The organism is Trinickia camelliae, assembly GCF_053525655.1.
In genome coordinates this window covers 98279-120353 of record NZ_JBCHAA010000021.1, presented here as the reverse complement: position 1 = coordinate 120353, position 22075 = coordinate 98279, and the positions used below count along the sequence as shown (strand labels likewise).

The following is a 22075-nucleotide window of genomic DNA, read 5'->3' as shown; positions in this document are numbered from 1 at the left end:
TCGGGCATCGATATAAAAAGGGACAGCGACCATTGTAGCGAAGCCGCTGTGCTTGGGCCGTCAGGTCGCACCCTGTGGCTACAATACGCCTCATGAATGACACCCACACCCAATTTGCTTCGAGCGGCGCGTCCGCCGGGGCCGGCGGCGCCTGGCGCATCGACCGCGAACGCGCCGCCGAACGCTTCGCGCCCGCCGTGCGCAACTGGACGATCGAGATCGTCGACGAAACCGGTTCGACCAATGCCGACTTGATGGCGGAATTGAAGGGCCTCCCGCGCGACGCGTTCGCGCTGCGCGTGCCGACCGTGCGCGTTGCGTATCGCCAGACCGCCGGCCGCGGACGCCAAGGACGCTCGTGGTTCGGCGAACCGGGCAACGCGCTGATGCTATCGCTGGGCTGTGTGCTGCCGCGGCCGCTCGAAGGGCTCGCGGGATTGAGCCTTGCCATCGGCACCGCGCTGGTCGAGGGCTTGCGCACGCTGCCGCTCGAAGGCGATGGCGAGGCAAATCAGGTCGCGCTGAAGTGGCCGAACGATCTCTTGCTCGACGGCGGCAAGCTCGCGGGCATCCTGATCGAAACCGCTTGGAGCACGCCTGATGCGAGCGCCGTCGTGATCGGCGCGGGCATCAACCTCAAAGGCGCCGAGGCGCTCGCCGCGCAAGTCGATGCGCTGCAATCGGGCGTAGCGGCTCAGGCGCGCGCGACACAGCCTGCGGCGCTCTCGCAAGCGTGGCCCGGCGCCAATCTCACCGATACGTTCGTCGCCGCGCTCAACGCGCTCGATGGCGCGCTCGCGCGATTTTCGTCAGAAGGATTCGCACCGTTTGCCGAGCGCTGGGCGGCGTATCACGCCTACGCGGGGCGCGAAGTCGTGCTGCTCGAACAAGGCGTCGAAGTGGCGCGCGGCATCGCGCTCGGCGTCGACGCACTGGGCCAGCTTCTGCTCGACACCGCCGACGGCGTGCGGCCGATCGCAACGGGCGACGTCTCGCTGCGTCTCGCGGAGAACGCCTAGATGGGCGGCGCACCGTTCCTGCTGATCGACGCGGGCAACAGCCGGGTCAAGTGGGCGCTCGCCGATGAGAGCGGTGCGCTGACGCAAAGCGGCGTGTTTGCGCACGAGTCGGCGTCTGCGGATGCGGCGCTTGCCGACGTGCCCGCGTGGCCGTCGCTGCCGGCGCCCGGCAGCGCGTGGATCTCGAACGTGGCCGGCGATGCCGTCGCCGCGCGGATCGCAGCGCTGATCGACCTGCATTGGCCGGACCTGCCGCGCACGACGATCCGCTCGGCCCGAGCGCAATGCGGCGTCACGAACAGCTACGCGGAGCCCGAGCGGCTCGGCAGCGATCGCTGGGCCGGGATGATCGGCGCGCGCGCGGCGTTTCCGGGCGAGCCGCTGCTGATCGCGACGCTCGGCACGGCGACGACACTCGAAGCCTTGCGCGCCGACGGTGTGTTTGCGGGCGGCCTGATCGCGCCGGGCTGGTCGCTGATGATGCATTCCCTCGGGCAGCACACGGCGCAGTTGCCGACGCTCTCGGCTCAATCCGCACGCAGTCTCATCGACGGCAAAAGCGAGCGCGACTGGTTCGCCACCGATACGCCGCATGCCTTGTCGGCGGGGTGCCTGCTCGCGCAGGCAGGGTTGATCGAACGCGCGTGGCGCGAATTGAGCGAGGCGTGGAGCACGCCAGTGCGGCTCGTGCTGAGCGGCGGCGCGGCCGATGAAATCGCGCTCGCGCTTTCGGTGCCGCATACGCGGCATGACGCTCTCGTGCTGTCCGGGCTCGCGCTGATCGCGGCGGCAGGCGATGATCTGTGAGTGCGGGCGTGACCGTTTCGGTTTCGCGTGTGATGTGGCTAGCGCGGCTCAACGTACAACGCCGAGCCACTGTAAGTCTCACTGACTTGAACTTGAAGGAGAACCCCACGATGTTGCGCTGGCTGATCGCCATTCTCGTTCTCGCCAACCTGCTCGCGTTCGTGCTCGCGAGCGGCTTGCTCGGCGCCTTGCCCGCTTCCGGCGAGCGCGAGCCGAGCCATCTGAACCGGCAGATTCATCCCGACTGGCTGACGGTGACGCCGATCGCGGCGGCCGATGCGACGGATCAGGCCGTCGTCGGTGGCCCGGCTCCGGTCGCGCCGGTTCAGGCGTCGACGCTCACGCAATAAGCGAGGGCCTGTTCACGCTAATAACGGGCTTGCGCTGGCCCTAGTTACCGAACGTCCGCACTTTCTTGAGCAGAGCGGTCGTCGAACGCGCGTGCTCGAACGGAATCGCGAGCGCCTTGCCGCCCCAGCCGCGCACGAGCGCCGATTCCGGCAGCGCGTCCATGTCGTAGTCGCCGCCCTTCACTAGCACGTCGGGGCGCACCGCCTCGATCAGCTCGACCGGGGTCTTCTCGTCGAATCGCACCACCCAGTCGACGCTCTCCAGCGCCGCCAGCAGCGCCATGCGGTCGTCCTGCTGATTGATGGGACGATCGTCGCCCTTGCCGAGCATCCGCACCGACGCATCGCTGTTCACCCCGACGATCAGACACGCGCCAAGCGCCTTGGCGTCCGCCAGATAGGTGACGTGCCCGCGATGCAGGATGTCGAAAACGCCGTTCGTGAAGACGACGGGCCCCTTGAGCGTCGCGCGAAGCTGAACGAGCGCTTCACGCGTGACGAGCTTGCGTTCGAAAGTGGCGGGCATGGTAGGAGAAAAATGAAATCGAGGATGGCCGATAAAAAAAGCCCGCCGGAGTAATCCGGCGGGCTTTTTACTATGAAACCTTAAGCGGGCTGCTGTTGCGCCGAACCTTGTTCGGTCTGCAGGCGCGCCACGACCTCCTTGCGATAGCGGTTCAGTTCCTGCGCCGTCGTAAACGTGCGCTCGAACAAGAGCGACATGTTGTGCAGAATGCGCTCGACCACCTTCTTCTCCCAGCCGTCGTCGAAACGGATTTGCTCGTCGAGCCAGCGCTCGAGCCACTCGGGATCGGGCAGGCGCGACTGGATCGTATCGCGCGGGAACAGCGCCTGGTTCACGTGCAGATTCGTGGGGTGCAGCGGCTTTTCGGTGCGGCGCGCCGACGCCATCAGCACGCCGATCTTCGCGAACGCCGCGCGCGCGACGTCGCCGAAATTGCCCATCGCCTTCTTCATGTAGCGCAGGTACGCGCCGCCATGACGCGCTTCATCGCGCGAGATCGTCTCATAAATGTGCTTGATGACCGGCTCGGTGTGCCATTCAGCGGCACGGCGATACCAGTGATTGAGGCGGATTTCGCCGCAGAAGTGCAGCATCAGCGTTTCGAGCGGCGGCGCCGGATCGAACTCGAAGCGCACCGCGTGCAGCTCCGCTTCGGTCGGCACCATCTCGGGCTTGAAGCGGCGCAGGTATTCCATCAGCACGAGCGAATGCTTCTGCTCTTCGAAGAACCACACGCTCATGAATGCCGAAAAATCGCTGTCGTGATGATTGTCGCGCAGGAACATTTCCGTTGCGGGCAACGCGGACCACTCGGTGATCGCGTTCATCTTGATCGTCGCCGCCTGCTCGTCGGTCAACAGCGACGCGTCGAACGTATCCCAGGGGATGTCCTTCTCCATGTCCCATCGGACCGATTCGAGCGATTTATAAAGTTCCGGATAAAGCATGGTGTTCATCGTCCCACCCCTGATCTGCACATTCGCCTGTTCTTAACTGTTGCTGCAAACGAGCCAATCCACCCGCCATTGCAGCCAAGATTTCAATTTTACGCGGTAATTGAGCCGTCGGACGCATGACGTCCGAAGAAGCCTCCGCGACCCTTTGCCCCGTTGCACGAAGCGGACACTTCGCGCAGACAGGCACAAATCACGGTGCGGAATGCCTTGTACTTGTGATAGCGCCGGCTTTGCGTTGCCGGCTGCGTATTGTGGGCGCCAAGCGGCGACCGTTGAACGGCGGCGCGACCGGCTGCCTCAAGCGGGCTGCCGGACGGGTTTTATCAATGCACGCCAACGGGCCAAGAGCTTTCGCAATAATAGCACGCCGGCCTTGCGCCCAAAGGCGCTCGGCCGTGCTGGGCGCGGTTGCCGGGTGCAATTTCCGGCCTTAAGTCAGTGCTCGCTTCGACCGCCGCCATTGCCGCCCGCGTGCTCGGCCGTCTCGATCCATTGCGCCAGCGGGTCGCGGCTCGCGAGCGTATCCCGGTAGCCCAGTTCGATCAGCTCGCGCGCGAATTCGGCCTCGAACAACAGATAGCTAGCAAACGCCGCGCCCGCCGCACGATTGCCGCCGACCGCGCCCAACAGACCGCGCACCGTCAGCGGCAGCCGTTTCAAGTGGCGCGCGGCGATCACTTCGATGCGCTCGGATGGCGCGATCGCCAGGACGTCGACGTGACGCCAGCCGCTTTCCGGCTCCACCTGATGCGGCAGATGCCGAACCATGGCGTTGATGTGCTCGATCCGTTCGATATCGGCGCCGATCGAATCGAGGAAGACGCTCGCCAGCACCTGCTGTCCGATCTGCGCGAGTGACGGGTAGCCGCTTTCGACACCGGCCGCCGCCGGCACCTCGGGACGCGGCGCAGCCGCGCCGAGCACGACGATGCGGTCCGCGCCGAAGTGGATCGCCGGGGAAAGCGGCGCGATCTGGCGAATCGAGCCGTCACCGAAAAATTCGGTCTGGCCGTCGAGATCGAGCGGCACCGCCGGGAAAATGAACGGAATCGCGGATGAAGCCAGCAAATGCGCCGAATCGAGCGCGACCATCCGCGCCGTGCGCTGGGCGCGCCGCCACGCGTGAATCGGCTCGTCCGCTTGGTAGAAGGTCAGATGCCGGCCGGTCGAATAGCTGAGCGCCGTGATCGACAGCGCATGCAGCGCGCGCGTGTCGAGCATCTGCTCGATGCGATGGAAGCTGAGCGCGCCGCGCAGCAGATGCGCAAGCGGCGCGTTGTCGAAGAGCGCGCGCGGCGAGCGGCGCACGGCCCAGCCGAAGCTCATCGCGGCCAGCCAGCGCGCGCCGGCGGCCGCGACGCCCGGCCAGTCGGTGCGATACACCTGGCGCGCGCGGATATTCGACCAGAACTCGATCAGGCGGTCGGCGCCGTGCTTGAAATCGTCGGCGTGACTGGCGATCGATGTCGCATTGATCGCGCCCGCCGACGTGCCGCAGATGATGGTGAAAGGCGTCGCGCGGCGCGCCGGATCGACGCCGCGGGCGATTTCGGCGAGCGCCTTGAGCGCCCCGACCTGATAAGCGGCGCGGGCGCCGCCGCCCATCAGGACGAGCGCGAGCCGCACGATTGATCAATCGAAAGGCTGGCGCCGGCTCCGATCACATGGCCCCCGCCGTGCTTATTTGTCGTCGGGCGGCGTGCCCGCTGCCTTGGCGCCGGACTTGGGCGCGGCGCGCTTCGCCGCCGGCCGCTTGGTTGCCGCCGGCTTGTCGGACTCGGCCGCCGTCTTGCCGGTGGCCGCCTTCGCGGCAGCCTGCGCTTCCTGCTCGGTATCCTTGGCGAATTCGGCCACGTCCGACGCCTCGGCGTGCTCGGCACCCGGCGCCGCGCCAGGCTGCGCCATCGCGAACTGCGCGAGCTGATTGAACTGCGTTTGCAGCAGATTCCACCAGCCGGACGGATCGAACGACGCCGCACCCGGTGCGCCGTCGGCGGCGGACTCTTCTTTGGGCGCGTCCGCTTTGTTCGCCTTCGCGTCGGGCTGCGCATCCGGCGCCGCCGCGGACGGCCGCGCCCACGACGCCGTCTCCGCAGCCTTCGCCGCCGCGCCTTGGGCATCCTGAGCCGCCTGCGCCATCGACGCCTGAGCGAACGAGCCAAACGCGCGCAGCGTCGAGAGCGTCGCGCGCTGCACCTCGAGCGCCTGGATCGCCGATTGCAGCATGTTCAGATTGAGCTTGAGCCACTGCTCGACTGCGCGCATGTCGGTGATGCGCTTGTCGAGCTCTTCGACGTTCATGAGCGGAGACATCAGGTCCGACATCGCGGACAGCGACGGCGAAAACCCCTGCGCAGCGCCGGGCTGCATGCCCGGAAACGCGGAGCCGAACGGGGTGAGACGCATCATGTCCCACATCTTGTCGAGCATCTCGGCGGGCGGAAAACCCGGGAAACCGGGAAAGGGCGGCATGGCGCCGGCGTTGTCGGTCATTTGCGTATCTCCCTTTTTGACGGTGGGAGTTAGCGCTTTAGCGCTTACTCCCACCCGATGTAAAACTGAAAACGTCCAAGCGACTCGATCGATCATACCTTGCGCAAGCGACACTCCGGCGCCAACCGCGCTTCGCGCCGGAACGCTCAGAACGGATCGCCGCCCGGAAAGTCGGGCGCGCGGCGCTCACGCAGCGAACGCACGCCTTCGTGCACGTCCGGACCCGAAAAGCCCATGAATTCGAGCGCCAGCGACGTATCGAACGACGGGCCCGCCATGCGCAGCCAGTTGTTCAGCGCGTACTTGGTCCAGCGGACCGCGGTTTGCGAGCCGTTCGCGAGCTTGGTCGCGACTTCGAACGCCTTCGGCAGCAGATCGTTGTCGTCGACCGCGAGCGATACGAGCCCGATGCGCTCCGCTTCCTCGCCGCTCACCGGCTCGCACAGCATCAGGTAGTACTTCGCCTTCGCCATCCCGCACAAAAGCGGCCAGACGATCGCGGCGTGGTCGCCGGCCGCGACGCCCAGGCGCGTGTGACCGTCGATGATGCGCGCGCTCTTCGCGGCGATCGAAATGTCCGCGAGCAGCCCCGCGACCAGCCCGGCCCCGACCGCCGGCCCATGCATCGCCGATACGATCGGCTTGCCGCAATTGATCACGTTGTAGACGAGGTCGCGCGCCTCGCGCCAGACGCGCGCGCGCACGTCGAAGTGCGTCGCCATCTGCTCGACGAGGTTTAGGTCGCCGCCCGCCGAAAAGCCCTTGCCCTCGCCGCGAATCACGGCGACGCGCGTCTCGGGATCGCGGTCGACGTCGCGCCAGATCTCGGCGAGCTCGCGGTGCATCTGCTCGTCGGCGGTGGCGAGGTTGCTCTTGTTCGCGCCCTCGCCGCTCATCACGATTTCGAGGATGCCGTGCGGATGCCGGCGCAGGCGCAATGACTTGTAGTGGGCGAAGGGGGCGTCGTTCATGGCCGTGTCCATTGGGTCGCTGCGACCGGGTGTCGATGAATGCATGGTAGGCGTTAATCGAATGTCGATGAGAATTGCCTGCGGAGCGTACGGAAAGCGCGGAAGGTGCCGAGAGCGGCGCGGCGCTCACCTCGCCTGGTACACCCACTTGCCGTTGACGATCTCCACCATCACGCGGGCGCGTTGATCGAGCCCGAGGTGATCGGTCGCGCTCATGTTGACGACGCCATTTGTGTCGGCGAGCCCGCGCGTCGCTTCGAGCGCGTCGCGCAGCGCGTGGCGGAACGCCGGCGTGCCGGGCGCGCCGCTCTTCGCCGCCACCGGGATCGCGTTGGCGAGCAGCATCCCCGCGTCCCACGTGTACGCGCCGAACGCCGACACGCTGCCCGCGCCGTGCTGCGCTTCGAAACGCGCGACGTAGTCGAGCGCGATGCGCTTCGAAGGATGATCGCCGGGGAGTTGCGCGGCGACGAGCACGGGGCTCGCGGGCAGGAACGTGCCGTTGCAATCGGCGCCGCACACGCGCAGGAAGTCGTTATTGCCGACGCCGTGGTTGTGATAGATCGTGCCCTTGTAGCCGCGCTGGACGAGCGTCTTCGGCGGCAGCGCGGCAGGCGTGCCGGCCGCGCCGACCACGACCGCGTCGGGCTTCGCCGCCATGATCTTGAGCACCTGGCCCGTCACGCTCGGATCGGTGCGGTTGAAGCGCTCGTTCGCCACGATCTCGATGTGATGGATCTGCGCAAACTTCACGACTTCGGCGTAGAACGTCTCGCCGAGCGCGTCGGCCTGGCCGATGTAGGCGATCGTCCTCACGCCGTGGTTGCTTGCGTGCTCGGCGATCGCCGAGGCCATCATCGCGTCGGTTTGCGGCGTCTTGAACATCCAGTGGCGTTTGGCGTCGACGGGCTCGATGATCTTCGCCGACGAGGCGAGCGAGATCGCGGGCGTCTCGCCGCTCGCTACCGTGTCGAGCATCGCGAGCGTGTTGGGCGTCGTCGACGAACCGATGATCGCGTCGACGTGCTGCTCGGAGATCAGTTTTTGCGTGTCCTGCACGGCTTGTGTGGTGTCCGACGCATCGTCGAGCACGATGTACTCGATTTTCTGACCGGCGATTTCGCGAGGCAGCATCAGCGCCGTATCGCGTGCGGGAATGCCTAGCGATGCGGCCGGCCCCGTCAGCGACAGTACGAGGCCGATCTTCACTTGAGCGAGCGCGAGCGCCGGCGTCAGCAGCGCGGCAGCGGCCGCGCATCGAATGGCAAAGCGCGGAAGGCCAAGCGCTACCGAGGGGAATCGTTGCATCCCAGTCTCCTGTTTCATCGTTGTTATTGCGTGGAACGGCTTGGAAATGCTTGGTATTGCTGGGTATTGCCTAGTGTTGCGGCGGGCGCCCAAGTTTAACCAAGGGCGCGCGCCGCCAGCGCTCAGCCTGCGCCGTCCAGCGGCGCGACCGACTGCTCGATCGAACCGAAGATCGACTTGCCCGCTTCGTCGAACATCTCGATCTTCACGGTGTCGCCGTACTTCATGAACTCGGTCTGCGCCGCGCCGTGCTCGATCGTCTCGAGACAGCGCTTCTCGGCGATGCAGCAGTAGCCGCGCTTGGCGTCCTTGTTCGAGACCGTGCCCGAGCCGACGATCGACCCCGCGCGCACATTGCGAGTCTTCGCCACATGCGCGATCAGTTGGCCGAAGTGGAAGACCATGTCGACGCCCGCTTCGGGCTGACCGACTTTCTTGTCGTTCCAGTGAACGATCATCGGACGATGCACGCGCCCTTCGCGCCAATGCTCGCCGAGCTCGTCGGGCGTCACGGCGACCGGCGAGAACGACGTCGCCGGCTTGCTTTGGAAGAAGCCGAAGCCCTTGGCAAGCTCGGCCGGGATCAGGTTGCGCAGCGACACGTCGTTGACGAGCATCAGGAGCCGCACGCCCTTTAGCGCCTGCTCGGGCGTCGCGCCCATCGGCACATCGGACGTGATCACCGCGACTTCCGCTTCGAAGTCGATGCCGAACGCCTCCGATGCGCAGACGATGTCGTCCTTCGGGCCGATGAAATCGTCGCTGCCGCCGTGGTACATCAGCGGATCGGTCCAGAACTCGGGCGGCATCTCGGCGCCGCGTGCGCGCCGCACGAGCTCGACGTGGTTCACGTAGGCCGAGCCGTCGGCCCACTGGAACGCGCGCGGCAGCGGCGCCATGCAATCCTTCGCATCGAACGCGAACGTGTTGCGCGCGCGGCCCTGGTTCAGCGCGTCGTACAGATCGAGGAGTTGCGGCGCGTAGAACGGCCAGTCCTCGAGCGCGCGCTGCAGCGTCGGCGCGATCGCGTCGGCAATGGCGGCAGTGCGCAAGTCGCGGGAGACGACGATCAGTTGGCCGTCGCGCGAGCCGTCCTTCAGCGTGGCAAGTTTCATAGGAGGATTGGGGCGGTTGTAGTGACGATAGAGGGAATCTATTTTACGATGGTGAATCCGTGGGGCCAAAGCCGCTCAGACATTTCGTACGATTGACGTGCGACGCTCGCCTGACTCGCTTTCGACTTATCAACGCCCCGCTTCCGCTCCACTTCCGCGCCTGCGCGCCCCGCTCATGTCCGCTTCCGCCCGCCTCGGCACCGCCAAAGCCACGCTCGACCCATCCTCCGCAACCGATCCGGCCGACGACGACCTCGTCGAGTCCGCCGACGAAAGCGCCGAAGAAAAAGTCCGCTCAGGGATCCAATCGATCGAAGTCGGTTTTCGTCTGCTCGACGTGCTCACCCACGAACCGCGCGCGATGATGCTGCGCGACCTCGCGCAACGCGCGGGAATGAGCCCGGCAAAAGCGCATCGGTATCTGGTGAGCTTCCAGCGGCTCGGCGTGGTCGCGCAAGATCCGGTGTCCGGGCGCTATGAACTCGGCGGCTTCGCGCTGCAGATGGGGCTGGCGCGTCTTGCGCGCGTCGACGGCGTGAAGCTCGCGCGCCTCGCGCTCGCCGAACTTCGCGATCGGCTCGACCAGACCCTGGGCATCGCGGTGTGGGGCAACCAGGGGCCGACCGTCGTGCACTGGACCGAATCGAGCCATCCGGCCAAGGCGTCGCTGAAGCTCGGCGACGTGATGCCGCTGCTCGGTTCCGCGACCGGCCTCCTCTTCGCTGCGTATTTGCCGCGCAGCAAAACCGACGCGATGATCGAGCGCGAACTCGCGGATTCGCGGCACACGGCGTATGGCAACGGTCCGCGCACGGCCGAGGAGGTCGAGCGCGCGCTGGCCGAAGTGCGCGAGCACGAAGGCGCGCGCGTCGAAGGCATGTTGCTGCCGACGATCCACGCCTTCTGCGTGCCGGTGTTCGATGCCGAGGGCGACCTCGCGCTCGGCTTGATCGCGCTCGGGCACGAAGGCGTGTTCGATATCCGCTGGGAAGGCGAAATCGCCGTGGAGCTGCATGCCTGCGCGAAGAAACTGTCGTATGAACTCGGGTATAGTCCGACGCCACGGTAGCCGCCAGCGCGGGTCCGCGTTTTGCGCGAGAGGAACATCGCCGTTCCGCGCGCAGTCGAACCCGTTCGCTATCCTGCTATGTTCAAGAGGCGCGCTAGCCTAGGCGCTGCACGCCGAATCTTCCAGCACCCACGCTCCAATCGATTTCAGTAAAAACTGCCGGTTTCCATGTCGTCCACTCTCACCAAGCCCGATACCGTCGCTGCGCGCGAGCCTCGCGTGCCGTCGCCGCGCGGCTGGCGCTGGGCCGCGGTGCTCGTTGCGGTGCTCGCGATGCACTGGGTGGCGGGTGAGTGGTTCGAGCGTCATCGCGACACCTTCAACGCGACGGACGAGGCCCATGCCCCGGTTCAAGTCGCACTGCTGACACCGCAGCGCATCGAGCGCAAACCCGCGAGCGAAGCGCCGCGTCCAGCGCCCGTCGCGCACGCGAGCAAGCCGCGCCCGGCGGGCGAGCATGTGCTGAGCGCAGTCCGTCCGGACGCGACACCGAAAGCCACCACGACAGCGGCGGCATCGGATACCCCCGCAGCAAGCGCTCCCGCCGTCGGAACGGCCGCCAGCGCCACCGCCGCGAGCAACGCCCACCCAAGCAACGCAGTGGCCGCTCAGCCAAGCCCGGGCGTCAAGTTCTCGGTCCCGCCATCGGGCGAGCTGAACTACGACACGTTCTACAACGGCGTGCAAAATCAGGCGGGCACGATCCACTGGTCGAGCGACGGCCAGAGTTACGAGATGGTGGTATCGATACCGCTGCCGTTCGTCGGCACGTTCTCTTATTCGAGCCACGGCCGTGTCGACGCCTTCGGTCTCGCCCCCGAGCAATACATCGAAAAACGCGGGCGCCGCCCCGAAGACGTGACGATCTTCAATCACACGACGAAACAAATCGCGTTCACGAAGACACCGGCCACGCTCGCACTCCCCGACGGCGCGCAGGACCGCTTCAGTCTCGTGATGCAGCTTGCGAGCCTCGTGCGCGGCGACCCGAACACGTATCAGCCAGGCGTCACCCGCCAGTTCTACGTGGCGGACAACGACAGCGGACAGATCTGGCCAATCACGACGATCGGAGACGAAACAGTCCACACGCGTGGCGGCTTCGTCGCCGCCCGCCACTTCATGCGCCTGCCGCGCCAGGACGGCGACAAGCGGCGCATCGACGTGTGGCTCGCGCCGTCGCTCGGCTGGCTGCCGGTGCGCATCCTGCAAACGGAACCGAACGGCACGCAGTTCGAACTGCTGTGGCGCGGCAAGCTCGCCGAAGCGGGCACCGCCAACACACAAGATATGCAAGGCACGGATGATGCGAACAGTACGGTCAGCCCGGAGACTTCTGCGAACAGCGGTGTGGCCTTCACCCACGAGAAGCCTTGATCGAGCCCGCGCCATCCTCGGCTGACCGTTGAGCAGCAAGCAACGAGAGGCCAACTGAGGCTGACCGAGTTCTTTTGAGACGCCTCACGAACGATTCGCAGAACCCCGGTCTAACTTTCAGGCCCGGAAAAATTTGCAAAGTCGTGCCGGGCCCACCCCTTGAAATTCCACACTACCTGCTCCATGTAGGCGGCAGAAAGGCCAGGAGCCAACCGGAATAAGGAGTGTCGCCATGCAAATGATCTACAACAGCCCGAACTACTGCGTCGTCGAATTTCCGCCGCAGGACGGCCATCTCGCAATGCGGGCGGGTGGCTATGAGATCGTCGACAAGAACGCGCAGCGTGAAATTTTTATCGAAGGCGCAATGGCCGCTCGCTTTCGCGAGCACGTTCAACGTTTGATCGAGGAAGAGCCGTCGCTTGATGAAGTCGATGAGTTTCTGGGGCAGTTTGACAGTCTGATGAACCAGCCGGTGGTGCTCCACTAAGGTGCATTGCCAAGGTACGTCGCGCACGTATCTCACAATCAGGCGGCCAAGCATGGCGGCCGCAACCGAAACCCCGTTCGTTGCTGAACGGGGTTTTTCTTTTCTGCGCGACCGTCCCCGAGGGGCCGCCGCGCGCGGCCATGGCGGCCCCGCGCCAGCCGGCACGGCTCGCAACCGCTACAATGTCAGACTTCCCGTACATGCCGGCGCAAGCCCTCGTTTGACATGAACCAGCCTGCCTCCACCGCCGCCGCTCCACGCACGACGCGCTACACGCGCGGCGCGGCGCTGCCCGCACTGCTCGAATCGCGCATCCTGATTCTCGACGGCGCAATGGGCACGATGATCCAGCGCTACAAGCTCGACGAAGCCGCGTATCGCGGCGAGCGCTTCAAAGACTACGGCCGCGACATCAAGGGCAACAACGAGCTGCTGTCGCTCACGCAGCCGCAGATCATCAGCGAGATTCACGAGCAGTATCTCGCGGCGGGCGCGGACATCATCGAGACCAACACCTTCGGCGCGACCACGGTCGCGCAAGCCGACTACGGCATAGAATCGCTCGCGATCGAAATGAACGTCGAGTCGGCGAAGCTCGCGCGCGCCGCGTGCGACAAATACTCGACGCCGGACAAACCCCGCTTCGTCGCGGGCGCGATCGGACCGACGCCGAAGACGGCGAGCATCTCGCCCGACGTCAACGATCCGGGCGCGCGCAACATCACGTTCGACGAATTGCGCGCGGCCTACTACGAGCAGGCGAAGGCGTTGCTCGACGGGGGCGCCGACTTGTTCCTCGTCGAAACGATCTTCGACACGCTGAACGCCAAGGCCGCCCTGTTCGCATTGGACGAGCTCTTCGAAGACACCGGCGAGCGCCTGCCGATCATGATCTCGGGCACCGTCACCGATGCCTCGGGCCGCATTCTGTCGGGGCAGACGGTCGAAGCGTTCTGGAATTCGCTGCGTCACGCGAAGCCGCTCACGTTCGGCCTGAACTGCGCGCTCGGCGCGGCGCTGATGCGGCCGTACATCGCCGAATTGTCGAAGCTCTGCGACGCGTATGTGTCGTGCTATCCGAACGCGGGCTTACCGAATCCGATGAGCGACACGGGCTTCGATGAAACGCCCGATGTCACCTCGGGCTTACTCAAGGAGTTTGCGTCGGCGGGGCTCGTGAATATTGCGGGCGGGTGCTGCGGCACGACGCCCGACCACATCGCGGCCATCGCGAAAGCGCTCGCCGAAGTGAAGCCGCGCAAGTGGCCGAGCCAGTATCGCGACGCGGCTTGAGCGTCACTTGAACGCCGCCTGAACCCGAGCCCGGTTCGAACCGTTCCGCGCCACACGAAACCTCTTTAGAAACGCACTCGCCATGACCGATCACACGATGCGCCTGTCCGGCCTCGAGCCGTTCAACGTCACTTCCGGAACGCTCTTCATCAACGTCGGCGAACGCACGAACGTGACCGGCTCGAAGGCATTCGCGCGCATGATCCTCAACGGCCAGTTCGACGAGGCGCTCGCCGTCGCGCGCCAGCAGGTCGAGAACGGCGCGCAGGTCATCGACGTCAACATGGACGAAGCGATGCTCGATTCGAAAGCGGCGATGGAGCGCTTCATGAATCTGATCGCATCGGAGCCGGACATCGCGCGCGTGCCGATCATGATCGACTCGTCGAAGTGGGAAGTGATCGAAGCGGGCTTGAAGTGCGTGCAGGGCAAGGCGATCGTCAATTCGATCTCGCTCAAGGAAGGCGAAGCGGCGTTTCGGCACCATGCGAACCTGATTCGCCGCTATGGCGCCGCCGCCGTCGTGATGGCGTTCGACGAGCAAGGCCAGGCCGACACCTTCGCGCGCAAGACCGAGATCTGTAAGCGCTCGTACGACTTCCTCGTCAACGAAGTGGGCTTTCCGCCCGAAGACATCATCTTCGATCCGAACATCTTCGCGGTCGCGACCGGCATCGAAGAGCACAACAACTATGCGGTCGACTTCATCGAAGCGACGCGCTGGATCAAGCAGAACCTGCCTTACGCGAAGGTGAGCGGCGGGGTGTCGAACGTGTCGTTCTCGTTTCGCGGCAACGACCCGGTGCGCGAAGCGATCCATACCGTGTTCCTCTACTACGCGATTCAAGCGGGGATGGACATGGGCATCGTCAACGCCGGCCAGCTCGGCGTCTATGCGGACCTCGACTCCGAGCTGCGCGACCGCGTCGAGGACGTGATCCTGAACCGCCGCGACGACGCCACCGACCGTCTGCTCGAAGTTGCCGACAAGTTCAAGACCGGGGCTGCAAAGAAAGAAGAGAACCTCGAGTGGCGCAACCAGCCGGTCGAGAAGCGCCTCGCGCATGCGCTCGTGCACGGCATCACGAACTTCATCGTCGACGATACCGAGGAAGCGCGCGCGAAGATTGCAGCCGATGGCGGCCGCCCGATCAACGTGATCGAAGGCCCGCTGATGGACGGCATGAACATCGTCGGCGACCTGTTCGGGCAGGGCAAGATGTTCCTGCCGCAAGTCGTGAAGTCGGCGCGCGTGATGAAGCAAGCGGTTGCGCACCTGATCCCGTTCATCGAGGAAGAGAAGCGGCAGCTCGCGGCAGCGGGCGGCGACGTGCGCGCCAAAGGCAAGATCGTCATCGCCACCGTGAAGGGCGACGTGCACGACATCGGCAAGAACATCGTGTCGGTAGTGCTCCAGTGCAACAACTTCGAAGTGGTCAACATGGGCGTGATGGTGCCGTGCAACGAGATCCTCGCGAAAGCGAAGGTCGAAGGCGCGGACATCATCGGTCTCTCTGGCCTCATCACGCCGAGCCTCGAGGAAATGGCCTACGTCGCCGCTGAAATGCAGCGCGACGACTACTTCCGCGTGAAGAAGATTCCGCTCTTGATCGGCGGCGCGACCACGTCGCGGGTGCATACCGCCGTCAAGATCGCGCCGAACTACGAAGGCCCGGTGGTGTATGTGCCGGATGCATCGCGCTCGGTGTCTGTGGCGTCGAGCCTGCTGTCCGACCAAGGCGCCGCGAAGTATCTCGACGACCTCAAGGCCGACTACGACCGCATTCGCGATCAGCACGCGAACAAGAAGGCGCTGCCGATGGTCACGCTGGCGGAAGCCCGCGCCAATAAGACGAAGATCGATTGGGCCGGCTACCAGCCGGTGAAGCCGAAGTTCATCGGCCGCCGCGTGTTCAAGAACTACGATCTCAATGAGCTCGCGAACTACATCGACTGGGGCCCCTTCTTCCAGACCTGGGACTTGGCCGGCCCCTACCCCGCTATCCTGAACGACGAGATCGTCGGCGAATCGGCGCGGCGCGTGTTTTCCGATGCGAAGTCGATGCTCGCGCGGCTGATCCAGGGCCGCTGGCTCACCGCGAACGGCGTGATTGCCCTGCTGCCGGCGAACACGGTGAACGATGACGACATCGAGATCTACACCGACGATACCCGCTCTAAAGTCGCGCTCACGTGGCGGAACCTGCGCCAGCAAAGCGTGCGTCCGGTGGTGGACGGCGTGATGCGGCCGAACCGGTCGCTCGCCGACTTCATCGCGCCGAAGGATTCGGGCGTCGCCGACTACATCGGCATGTTCGCCGTGACCGCGGGCCTCGGCGTCGACGTGAAGGAAAAGCAGTTCGAAGCCGATCACGACGACTACAGCGCGATCATGCTCAAGGCGCTTGCCGACCGTTTCGCCGAAGCCTTCGCCGAGGCGATGCACGCGCGCGTGCGGCGCGACCTGTGGGGCTACGCGGCCAGCGAAACGCTCGACAACGACGCGCTGATCGCCGAAAAGTACAGCGGCGTCCGTCCGGCGCCGGGCTACCCGGCGTGCCCCGATCACCTCGTGAAGCGCGATATGTTCGATGTGCTGCAAGCCGGTGAGATCGGCATGAGCGTGACCGAATCGCTCGCGATGCTGCCGGCGGCGAGCGTGTCGGGCTTCTACATGGCGCATCCGGACAGCACGTATTTCTCGGTGGGCAAGATCGGCCGCGACCAGCTCGACGACTTTGCGCAGCGGATGGCGCTGTCGACGACCGACGCCGAGCGCGCCCTGGCGCCTTTGCTGTAAGGCTCGGCGGGCGGGCCAATGCCCGCCAAAAAGCCCATGGCTATAGGTCAGGGGTCGGTTTTTGTTATTACGAAGATTTTCAGCGGCCTTATTTTCAGCTTTCTAAACTAGCGAACGGTAGCACCTGAGGCCGGGTACGCCGCCGCGTCGCGCGTCCTTCGGCCTTTACTTCAATCGTTGCGGAGAAAATCGTATGAAGAAGCTGACGTTGCTGTGTGTAGCGCTGTCGATGGTGGGGGGATCGTCGGTCGTTTGGGCTCAGGGCGGAGCGTCCGAAGCCAGCGCGACGAGCTCCTACTCGGCCCCGAAGGAAGAACATCACAAGAAGCCGAAGAAGGCGAAGAAGCCCAAAGGCGCCAGCTCCGAGATGGCGGCACCGGCGGGCGCCAGCCAGTAACGGTGATGGCGCGCTGCGGCGAATCGGAATATCGCCAGGTGTCGGAAACGAAAGAGCCCGCTTGCAGCGGGCTCTTTCTCATTCAGTCACGAGAGGCGCGCGGCCGGTCATTCGGCCGACAGCGGGCAGACGCTCGACGCACCGGCCTGGACCGATCCGCCCGCCGCCCTCGTCAAACGCCCCACAGTATGTCGACGTTTTCCTTCTGCGCAGCGCGCAGCATGTCGAGGAACGGGAACGCGCGCTGCGCGAGACCGACGGGCAGCTCGTGATGCAAATGCCCGTCTTCGCCTTCATGGTAGTGGCCTTCGTGCTCGGCGCGATCCTTCTTGTCGGTGACGATCGCGGCCTCGAGCTTCGAGATCGCCGTGCCCATTTCGTCATGCGTGATCACGCCGCGCTTGCCGAGCTGCTTGCCGAGGATGCCGACGAGATACTGCGCGAGATTTTCCAGCATGATCACGTCAGGTGCGGCATGGCATTTGAAAGTAACCAACATAATCAACTCCCTTTTTCGTTTTGATCGACTCATGCGACGGTGGATGGTCGAATCCTCCTCGCGCCCCGCTGGACGGGGCATGCGCCGACCGACAGGTTCAGCCGTCGCGCTATTTGGACATATTAGCACCTGCTAAAATCTGCCTAGCTCGAAAAAAGCGCGCTACCACCCGCTCTTGCGGGCCGGTAGCCGGCAACGCAAGGCGCAAGCGCCCGCGTTCAGCGCTTACATAGAACCGGATCGGCGCTCCACACGTCGAACGCCCATCCGATCCGACGCCGCCGCACTCAGGTCCGCCCGACCGGACCCCTCACTCGACTTCAACGGACCAGCATGCTGCCCGCACAAAAACACACTCTCGAAACCCTGCTCGCCGACAGCGTGAAGCAGGCCGCAACCCAGGTACAAGGTTCGACCGAAGCCGCCTTCGCCGCCCCCTCGATCACCCTCGAACGCCCGAAAGCGGCCGCGCACGGCGACGTCGCCTGCAACGTCGCGATGCAACTCGCGAAGCCGCTGAAGGCGAACCCGCGCCAGCTCGCGCAGCAGATCGTCGATGCCCTGCTCGCGCAGCCCGGCGCGCAAGGCTTGATCGAAGCCGCCGAAATCGCGGGCCCGGGTTTCATCAACCTGCGCCTGACGCCCGCCGCCAAGCAGGCGGTGATCGGCGCCGTGTTCGCCGAGGGCCGCGCATTCGGCCGCTCCAAGCGCGATGCCGGCAAGCACGTGCTGCTCGAATTCGTGTCGGCGAACCCGACCGGCCCGCTCCACCTCGGCCACGGCCGCCAAGCCGTACTCGGCGACTCCCTCGCGAACGTGATGGAAAGCCAGGGCTACGACGTGCACCGCGAGTTCTACTACAACGACGCGGGCGTGCAGATCCAGAACCTCGCCGTCTCGACGCAGGCGCGCGCCCGCGGCCTCAAGCCCGGCGACGCCGGCTGGCCCGAAGCGGCCTACAACGGCGAGTACATCGCCGAAATCGCCAACGACTACCTGAACGGCGAAACGGTCGCCGCGAAGGACGGCGCGCCCGTGACCGGCGCGCGCGATCCCGAGAACCTCGAAGCGATCCGCGAATTCGCCGTCGCCTACCTGCGCCGCGAGCAGGACCAGGACCTGCAGGCGCTCGGCGTGAAGTTCGACCAGTACTACCTCGAGTCGTCGCTGTACAAGGACGGCCGCGTCGAGAAGACGGTCGAGGCGCTGCTCGCCTCCGGCAAGACCTTCGAGCAAGACGGTGCACTGTGGCTGCGCACCACCGACGACGGCGACGACAAAGACCGCGTGATGCGCAAGTCCGACGGCACCTACACCTACTTCCTGCCCGACGTCGCTTACCACGTGACGAAGTGGGAGCGCGGCTTCACGAAGGTCATCAACATCCAGGGCTCGGACCACCACGGCACGATCGCGCGGGTACGCGCGGGCCTGCAGGCGGTCGGCGTCGGCATTCCGCAGGGCTACCCCGACTACGTGCTCCACAAGATGGTCACGGTGATGCGCGACGGCCAGGAAGTGAAGCTCTCGAAGCGCGCGGGCAGCTATGTGACGGTGCGCGACCTGATCGAATGGTCGGGCGGCGCGGAACCCGGCACGGAAAGGTCGCCGGACCTGATCGACGAAGCGACCATCACGCGCGGCCGCGACGCCGTGCGCTTCTTCCTGATCTCGCGCAAAGCCGACACCGAGTTCGTGTTCGATATCGACCTCGCCCTCAAGCAGAACGACGAGAACCCGGTGTACTACGTGCAGTACGCGCACGCGCGGATCTGCTCGGTGCTGGCCGAAGCAAAGTCGCGCTACGGCAGCGACGCAGCCGCCCTGCCGAAAGCCGACCTCTCGGCGCTCACGAGCGAGCGCGCCATGGCGCTCCTGCAAAAGCTCGCCGAGTACCCGGACGCGCTCGCGCACGCAGCCGACGAACTCGCGCCGCACGCGATCGCGTTCTACTTGCGCGACCTCGCAGGCGAATTTCACTCGTTCTACAATGCCGAGCGCGTTCTCGTCGACGAAGCGGACGTGCGTGAAGCGCGCCTCGCGCTGCTCGCGGCGACACGCCAGGTGCTCGAGAACGGTCTTGCGACAATCGGCGTGTCCGCCCCCGTCAAGATGTGATCTTGCTCGCCATAAAGTGCGATAGACCGTCGTTATAATCGGCGGTCGTCCCGATTTCTCTTTGCAGGTGATTCATACGATGGCAAAACCCAGCCGCAGTTCGTCAAGCCGCAGCACGTCAAAGCAGTCGAAGCAGTCCGGGGGCACGTTTCTTGGCATTGTGCTGGGCCTGATCGTCGGTCTCGCGATTGCGGTGGTCGTCGCGCTTTACATCACGCGTGCGCCGACGCCGTTCGTCGCGAAGGTGGCCCCGCCCGCCGCCCCCGATAACGGCGCGGCAAGCGGCGCGCAATACGATCCGAACCGCGCGCTGCAAGGCAAGACGCCGGGCCAGCCGGTGCCGCAGGCCGCCCAGCCCGCGCCGCCCAACACCGCGCCGGGGCAGTCGAACAACCAGACGCAATCGGGCATGCTCGAAGAGCCGGAGATCATCCAGGTTCCGCCGGCGAACAACGGCGTGGCCGTCGCGCCGCAGCCGTCCAACGGCGGCAGCAGCGCCACGGCGCAAGCGAAGAAGCCGCAGTCGACGAGCGCGCCGGCCGCCACCGCGCGCGCCACTCCGCCAAGCAGCGCGCCGCAAGGCGCCGGCCCGACGGCGCCGGCCGCCAAGCCGGGTTCGCCCGCCGCCGCGACCGCGAACAACGACGTGAACACCGGCTACTTCCTGCAAGTGGGCGCCTACAAGACCGAAGCGGATGCCGAGCAGCAGCGCGCCCGCCTCGCGTTCCAAGGGTTCGAATCGAAAGTGTCGCAACGCGACGCGGGCGGCGTCACGTACTTCCGCGTGCGCATCGGGCCGTTCACGAAGTTCGACGACATGAATTCGGCGCGCCAGCGGCTCTCCGATGCAGGCGTCGACACTGCCGTCATCCGCTTCACGAAGCAGTAACCGGAAGCTTCACCCGCCGCGCGCCGCTGAACCAATGGCGCGCGGCGAAAGTCTGAGTTTGGCAGCCGCCACCGTCGCAAATCACGCGCGACACGCCCAACAGGCGCGGCAGCTTACGATCACTCGCATTTACGGACCAACATGAAAAAACTGATCAGTATCCTTTTTCTTTCCCTGGGCCTTGCCGCTGGCGTCGTCCAGGCGACGCCGGCCGCTCCGGTCGCCGGCAAGGACTACACGACGCTGAAGGCGCCGCAGCCCGTCGACGTGCCGGCCGGCAAGATCGAAGTCACCGAGTTCTTCTGGTACGGCTGCCCGCACTGCAATGAATTCGACCCCTACCTCGAAGCGTGGATCAAGAAGCAGGGCCCGGATGTCGTGTTCAATCGCGTGCCGGTGGCGTTCCGCGATGACTTCATCCCCCACTCGAAGCTCTACTACGCGCTCGATTCGCTCGGCCTCGCGAACCAGCTGACGCCGGCCGTGTTCAACGAGATCCACGTCAACAAGAACTATCTGCTGACGCCGCAGGATCAAGCCAAATTCCTCGCCACGAAGGGCGTCGACACGCAGAAGTTCCTCGCCGCCTATAACTCGTTCTCGACCGAGAGCGCGTTGAAGCGCGATCAGCAAAAGCTCGCCGACTACAAGATCGACGGCGTGCCGACGATCGCGGTCCAAGGCAAGTACGAGACCGGCCCGGCCGACACGAACAGCCTGCCCGGCACGATCCAGGTGCTCGACTACCTCGTCTCGCAAATCCGCGCGAAGAAGATGTAATGCCCCCGAGGGCGCCGGCATGAATTCGTCATTGAAGGTCTTCATCACCGGCGCCTCGAGCGGCATCGGCCTCGCGCTCGCCGCCGAATACGTGCGGCGCGGCGCAATTCTCGGCCTCGTTGCGCGCCGCGGCGACAAGCTCGCCGAATTTGCGCAACGCTTCCCCCAAGCTTCCATCTCGATCTATCCCGCCGACGTGCGCGACGCGGACGCGCTCGCCGATGCGGCTGCGCAGTTCATCGCCCAGCACGGCATGCCCGACGTCGTGATCGCCAATGCGGGGATCAGCAAAGGCGTCATCACCGGACACGGCGACCTCGACACGTTTCGCGAAGTGATGGACGTCAACTACTTCGGCATGGTCGCCACGTTCGAGCCGTTCGCAGCACGGATGCGCAATGAGCGGCGCGGGACGCTCGTCGGCATTGCGAGCGTGGCGGGCGTGCGCGGGCTGCCCGGCTCCGGCGCGTATAGCGCGTCGAAAGCGGCGGCGTTCAAGTATCTGGAGTCGCTGCGCGTCGAAATGCGTCCGCGCGGCGTGGCGGTCGTCACGATCGCGCCCGGCTACATCCGTACGCCGATGACCGAGCACAATCCGTATCCGATGCCGTTCCTGATGGACGCCGACCGCTTCGCCGCGAAGACCGCCGATGCGATCGCGCGCAAGACGCGCTTCGCGATCTTCCCGTGGCAGATGCGCGTCGCGGCGCTCCTCTTGCACATCTTGCCGCGCTGGATCTACGACCGCGCGCTCGAAAAGGCGCCGCGCAAGCCGCGAGCGGCGGACGCCAACAACGTCTCGGACGCCCCGGAGTAGC

20 protein-coding genes and 1 pseudogene are annotated in these 22075 nt (G+C 65.5%); 13 read left to right on the top strand and 8 right to left on the bottom strand.

Translation table 11 applies throughout. The features are described from left to right. Nucleotides 1-92 precede the first annotated feature (92 nt). From AAHK20_RS29040 to AAHK20_RS29030, 3 genes are all read left to right on the top strand, one after another. The gene (locus tag AAHK20_RS29040; RefSeq protein ID WP_449184946.1) at nt 93-1019 is read left to right on the top strand and encodes a biotin--[acetyl-CoA-carboxylase] ligase; all 927 of its coding nucleotides are present in this window, start codon (nt 93-95) and stop codon (nt 1017-1019) included. Continuing rightward, the gene (locus tag AAHK20_RS29035; protein WP_449184945.1) at nt 1020-1826 is read left to right on the top strand and encodes a type III pantothenate kinase; all 807 of its coding nucleotides are present in this window, start codon (nt 1020-1022) and stop codon (nt 1824-1826) included. 110 nt (nt 1827-1936) lie between these two features. Next, nucleotides 1937-2176, top strand: coding sequence for a hypothetical protein (locus tag AAHK20_RS29030; RefSeq protein WP_449184944.1), 240 nt, complete (start codon nt 1937-1939; stop codon nt 2174-2176). A 40-nt stretch (nt 2177-2216) separates the two neighbouring features. On the opposite strand, the gene rfaE2 is transcribed toward AAHK20_RS29030, so the two are convergent. The 7 genes from rfaE2 to AAHK20_RS28995 form a co-directional block, all read right to left on the bottom strand. Continuing rightward, a complete protein-coding gene (gene rfaE2 / locus AAHK20_RS29025) occupies nt 2217-2702 on the bottom strand; it encodes a D-glycero-beta-D-manno-heptose 1-phosphate adenylyltransferase (RefSeq protein ID WP_449184943.1) in 486 nt (161 codons plus the stop codon). An 80-nt stretch (nt 2703-2782) separates the two neighbouring features. After that, nucleotides 2783-3658, bottom strand: coding sequence for a ferritin family protein (locus tag AAHK20_RS29020; protein WP_449184942.1), 876 nt, complete (start codon nt 3656-3658; stop codon nt 2783-2785). Nucleotides 3659-4093: 435 nt separating this feature from the next. Next, nucleotides 4094-5284 carry a patatin-like phospholipase family protein gene (locus tag AAHK20_RS29015; RefSeq protein ID WP_449184941.1) on the bottom strand — a complete coding sequence of 397 codons (1191 nt, stop codon included), beginning with the start codon at nt 5282-5284 and terminating at the stop codon, nt 4094-4096. Between the two features lie 54 nt (nt 5285-5338). Continuing rightward, nucleotides 5339-6151, bottom strand: coding sequence for a PhaM family polyhydroxyalkanoate granule multifunctional regulatory protein (locus tag AAHK20_RS29010; RefSeq protein WP_449184940.1), 813 nt, complete (start codon nt 6149-6151; stop codon nt 5339-5341). A gap of 146 nt (nt 6152-6297) precedes the next feature. Next, the gene (locus AAHK20_RS29005) at nt 6298-7122 is read right to left on the bottom strand and encodes an enoyl-CoA hydratase/isomerase family protein (RefSeq protein WP_449184939.1); all 825 of its coding nucleotides are present in this window, start codon (nt 7120-7122) and stop codon (nt 6298-6300) included. Nucleotides 7123-7248: 126 nt separating this feature from the next. After that, a complete protein-coding gene (locus AAHK20_RS29000) occupies nt 7249-8430 on the bottom strand; it encodes an ABC transporter substrate-binding protein (RefSeq protein WP_449184938.1) in 1182 nt (393 codons plus the stop codon). A gap of 122 nt (nt 8431-8552) precedes the next feature. Further along, nucleotides 8553-9545 (bottom strand): fumarylacetoacetate hydrolase family protein, encoded by a 993-nt coding sequence (locus AAHK20_RS28995; RefSeq protein WP_449184937.1) that lies wholly within the window; start codon nt 9543-9545, stop codon nt 8553-8555. 175 nt (nt 9546-9720) lie between these two features. Between AAHK20_RS28995 and AAHK20_RS28990 the strand changes: the two genes are divergently transcribed. The 6 genes and pseudogenes from AAHK20_RS28990 to AAHK20_RS28965 all read left to right on the top strand — a co-directional run bounded on the left by AAHK20_RS28990 (nt 9721) and on the right by AAHK20_RS28965 (nt 16971). Next, a complete protein-coding gene (locus AAHK20_RS28990) occupies nt 9721-10614 on the top strand; it encodes an IclR family transcriptional regulator (protein ID WP_449184936.1) in 894 nt (297 codons plus the stop codon). Nucleotides 10615-10782: 168 nt separating this feature from the next. Further along, nucleotides 10783-11991, top strand: a complete 1209-nt coding sequence (locus AAHK20_RS28985; protein WP_449184935.1) for a DUF3108 domain-containing protein — start codon at nt 10783-10785, stop codon at nt 11989-11991. A 232-nt stretch (nt 11992-12223) separates the two neighbouring features. Beyond that, nucleotides 12224-12481 (top strand): BTH_I0359 family protein, encoded by a 258-nt coding sequence (locus AAHK20_RS28980; protein WP_137330888.1) that lies wholly within the window; start codon nt 12224-12226, stop codon nt 12479-12481. Between the two features lie 225 nt (nt 12482-12706). Next, nucleotides 12707-13774: a homocysteine S-methyltransferase family protein gene (locus tag AAHK20_RS28975; RefSeq protein WP_449184934.1), complete on the top strand. Its 1068-nt coding sequence runs from the start codon at nt 12707-12709 to the stop codon at nt 13772-13774. Between the two features lie 64 nt (nt 13775-13838). Beyond that, nucleotides 13839-16574: pseudogene (gene metH / locus AAHK20_RS28970) on the top strand (methionine synthase); the annotation flags it as partial. Nucleotides 16575-16767: 193 nt separating this feature from the next. Further along, the gene (locus AAHK20_RS28965) at nt 16768-16971 is read left to right on the top strand and encodes an acid-shock protein (protein ID WP_449184933.1); all 204 of its coding nucleotides are present in this window, start codon (nt 16768-16770) and stop codon (nt 16969-16971) included. 172 nt (nt 16972-17143) lie between these two features. On the opposite strand, the gene AAHK20_RS28960 is transcribed toward AAHK20_RS28965, so the two are convergent. Next, the gene (locus tag AAHK20_RS28960; RefSeq protein WP_449184932.1) at nt 17144-17470 is read right to left on the bottom strand and encodes a DUF1840 domain-containing protein; all 327 of its coding nucleotides are present in this window, start codon (nt 17468-17470) and stop codon (nt 17144-17146) included. A gap of 333 nt (nt 17471-17803) precedes the next feature. On the opposite strand from AAHK20_RS28960, the gene argS reads away from it, so the two are divergent. From argS to AAHK20_RS28940, 4 genes are all read left to right on the top strand, one after another. Beyond that, nucleotides 17804-19588, top strand: coding sequence for an arginine--tRNA ligase (argS, locus tag AAHK20_RS28955; RefSeq protein ID WP_449184931.1), 1785 nt, complete (start codon nt 17804-17806; stop codon nt 19586-19588). 61 nt (nt 19589-19649) lie between these two features. Beyond that, nucleotides 19650-20477: an SPOR domain-containing protein gene (locus AAHK20_RS28950; RefSeq protein WP_449184930.1), complete on the top strand. Its 828-nt coding sequence runs from the start codon at nt 19650-19652 to the stop codon at nt 20475-20477. Nucleotides 20478-20618: 141 nt separating this feature from the next. After that, complete coding sequence (locus tag AAHK20_RS28945; RefSeq protein WP_449184929.1) at nt 20619-21257, top strand: thiol:disulfide interchange protein DsbA/DsbL; 639 nt, start codon at nt 20619-20621, stop codon at nt 21255-21257. Between the two features lie 19 nt (nt 21258-21276). Beyond that, on the top strand, nt 21277-22074 hold the full coding sequence (locus AAHK20_RS28940) for an SDR family oxidoreductase (RefSeq protein WP_449184928.1): 798 nt from the start codon (nt 21277-21279) through the stop codon (nt 22072-22074). Nucleotide 22075: the final 1 nt, after the last annotated feature.

Excerpts from the sequence above, each read along its gene's own strand:
- AAHK20_RS29040 (WP_449184946.1), top strand. The coding sequence starts at position 93 with ATGAATGACACCCACACCCAATTTGCTTCGAGCGGCGCGTCCGCCGGG.
- AAHK20_RS29035 (WP_449184945.1), top strand. The coding sequence starts at position 1,020 with ATGGGCGGCGCACCGTTCCTGCTGATCGACGCGGGCAACAGCCGGGTC.
- AAHK20_RS29030 (WP_449184944.1), top strand. The coding sequence starts at position 1,937 with ATGTTGCGCTGGCTGATCGCCATTCTCGTTCTCGCCAACCTGCTCGCG.
- rfaE2 (WP_449184943.1), bottom strand. The coding sequence starts at position 2,702 with ATGCCCGCCACTTTCGAACGCAAGCTCGTCACGCGTGAAGCGCTCGTT.
- AAHK20_RS29020 (WP_449184942.1), bottom strand. The coding sequence starts at position 3,658 with ATGAACACCATGCTTTATCCGGAACTTTATAAATCGCTCGAATCGGTC.
- AAHK20_RS29010 (WP_449184940.1), bottom strand. The coding sequence starts at position 6,151 with ATGACCGACAACGCCGGCGCCATGCCGCCCTTTCCCGGTTTCCCGGGT.
- AAHK20_RS29005 (WP_449184939.1), bottom strand. The coding sequence starts at position 7,122 with ATGAACGACGCCCCCTTCGCCCACTACAAGTCATTGCGCCTGCGCCGG.
- AAHK20_RS29000 (WP_449184938.1), bottom strand. The coding sequence starts at position 8,430 with ATGCAACGATTCCCCTCGGTAGCGCTTGGCCTTCCGCGCTTTGCCATT.
- AAHK20_RS28995 (WP_449184937.1), bottom strand. The coding sequence starts at position 9,545 with ATGAAACTTGCCACGCTGAAGGACGGCTCGCGCGACGGCCAACTGATC.
- AAHK20_RS28990 (WP_449184936.1), top strand. The coding sequence starts at position 9,721 with ATGTCCGCTTCCGCCCGCCTCGGCACCGCCAAAGCCACGCTCGACCCA.
- AAHK20_RS28985 (WP_449184935.1), top strand. The coding sequence starts at position 10,783 with ATGTCGTCCACTCTCACCAAGCCCGATACCGTCGCTGCGCGCGAGCCT.
- AAHK20_RS28980 (WP_137330888.1), top strand. The coding sequence starts at position 12,224 with ATGCAAATGATCTACAACAGCCCGAACTACTGCGTCGTCGAATTTCCG.
- AAHK20_RS28975 (WP_449184934.1), top strand. The coding sequence starts at position 12,707 with ATGAACCAGCCTGCCTCCACCGCCGCCGCTCCACGCACGACGCGCTAC.
- AAHK20_RS28965 (WP_449184933.1), top strand. The coding sequence starts at position 16,768 with ATGAAGAAGCTGACGTTGCTGTGTGTAGCGCTGTCGATGGTGGGGGGA.
- AAHK20_RS28960 (WP_449184932.1), bottom strand. The coding sequence starts at position 17,470 with ATGTTGGTTACTTTCAAATGCCATGCCGCACCTGACGTGATCATGCTG.
- argS (WP_449184931.1), top strand. The coding sequence starts at position 17,804 with ATGCTGCCCGCACAAAAACACACTCTCGAAACCCTGCTCGCCGACAGC.
- AAHK20_RS28945 (WP_449184929.1), top strand. The coding sequence starts at position 20,619 with ATGAAAAAACTGATCAGTATCCTTTTTCTTTCCCTGGGCCTTGCCGCT.
- AAHK20_RS28940 (WP_449184928.1), top strand. The coding sequence starts at position 21,277 with ATGAATTCGTCATTGAAGGTCTTCATCACCGGCGCCTCGAGCGGCATC.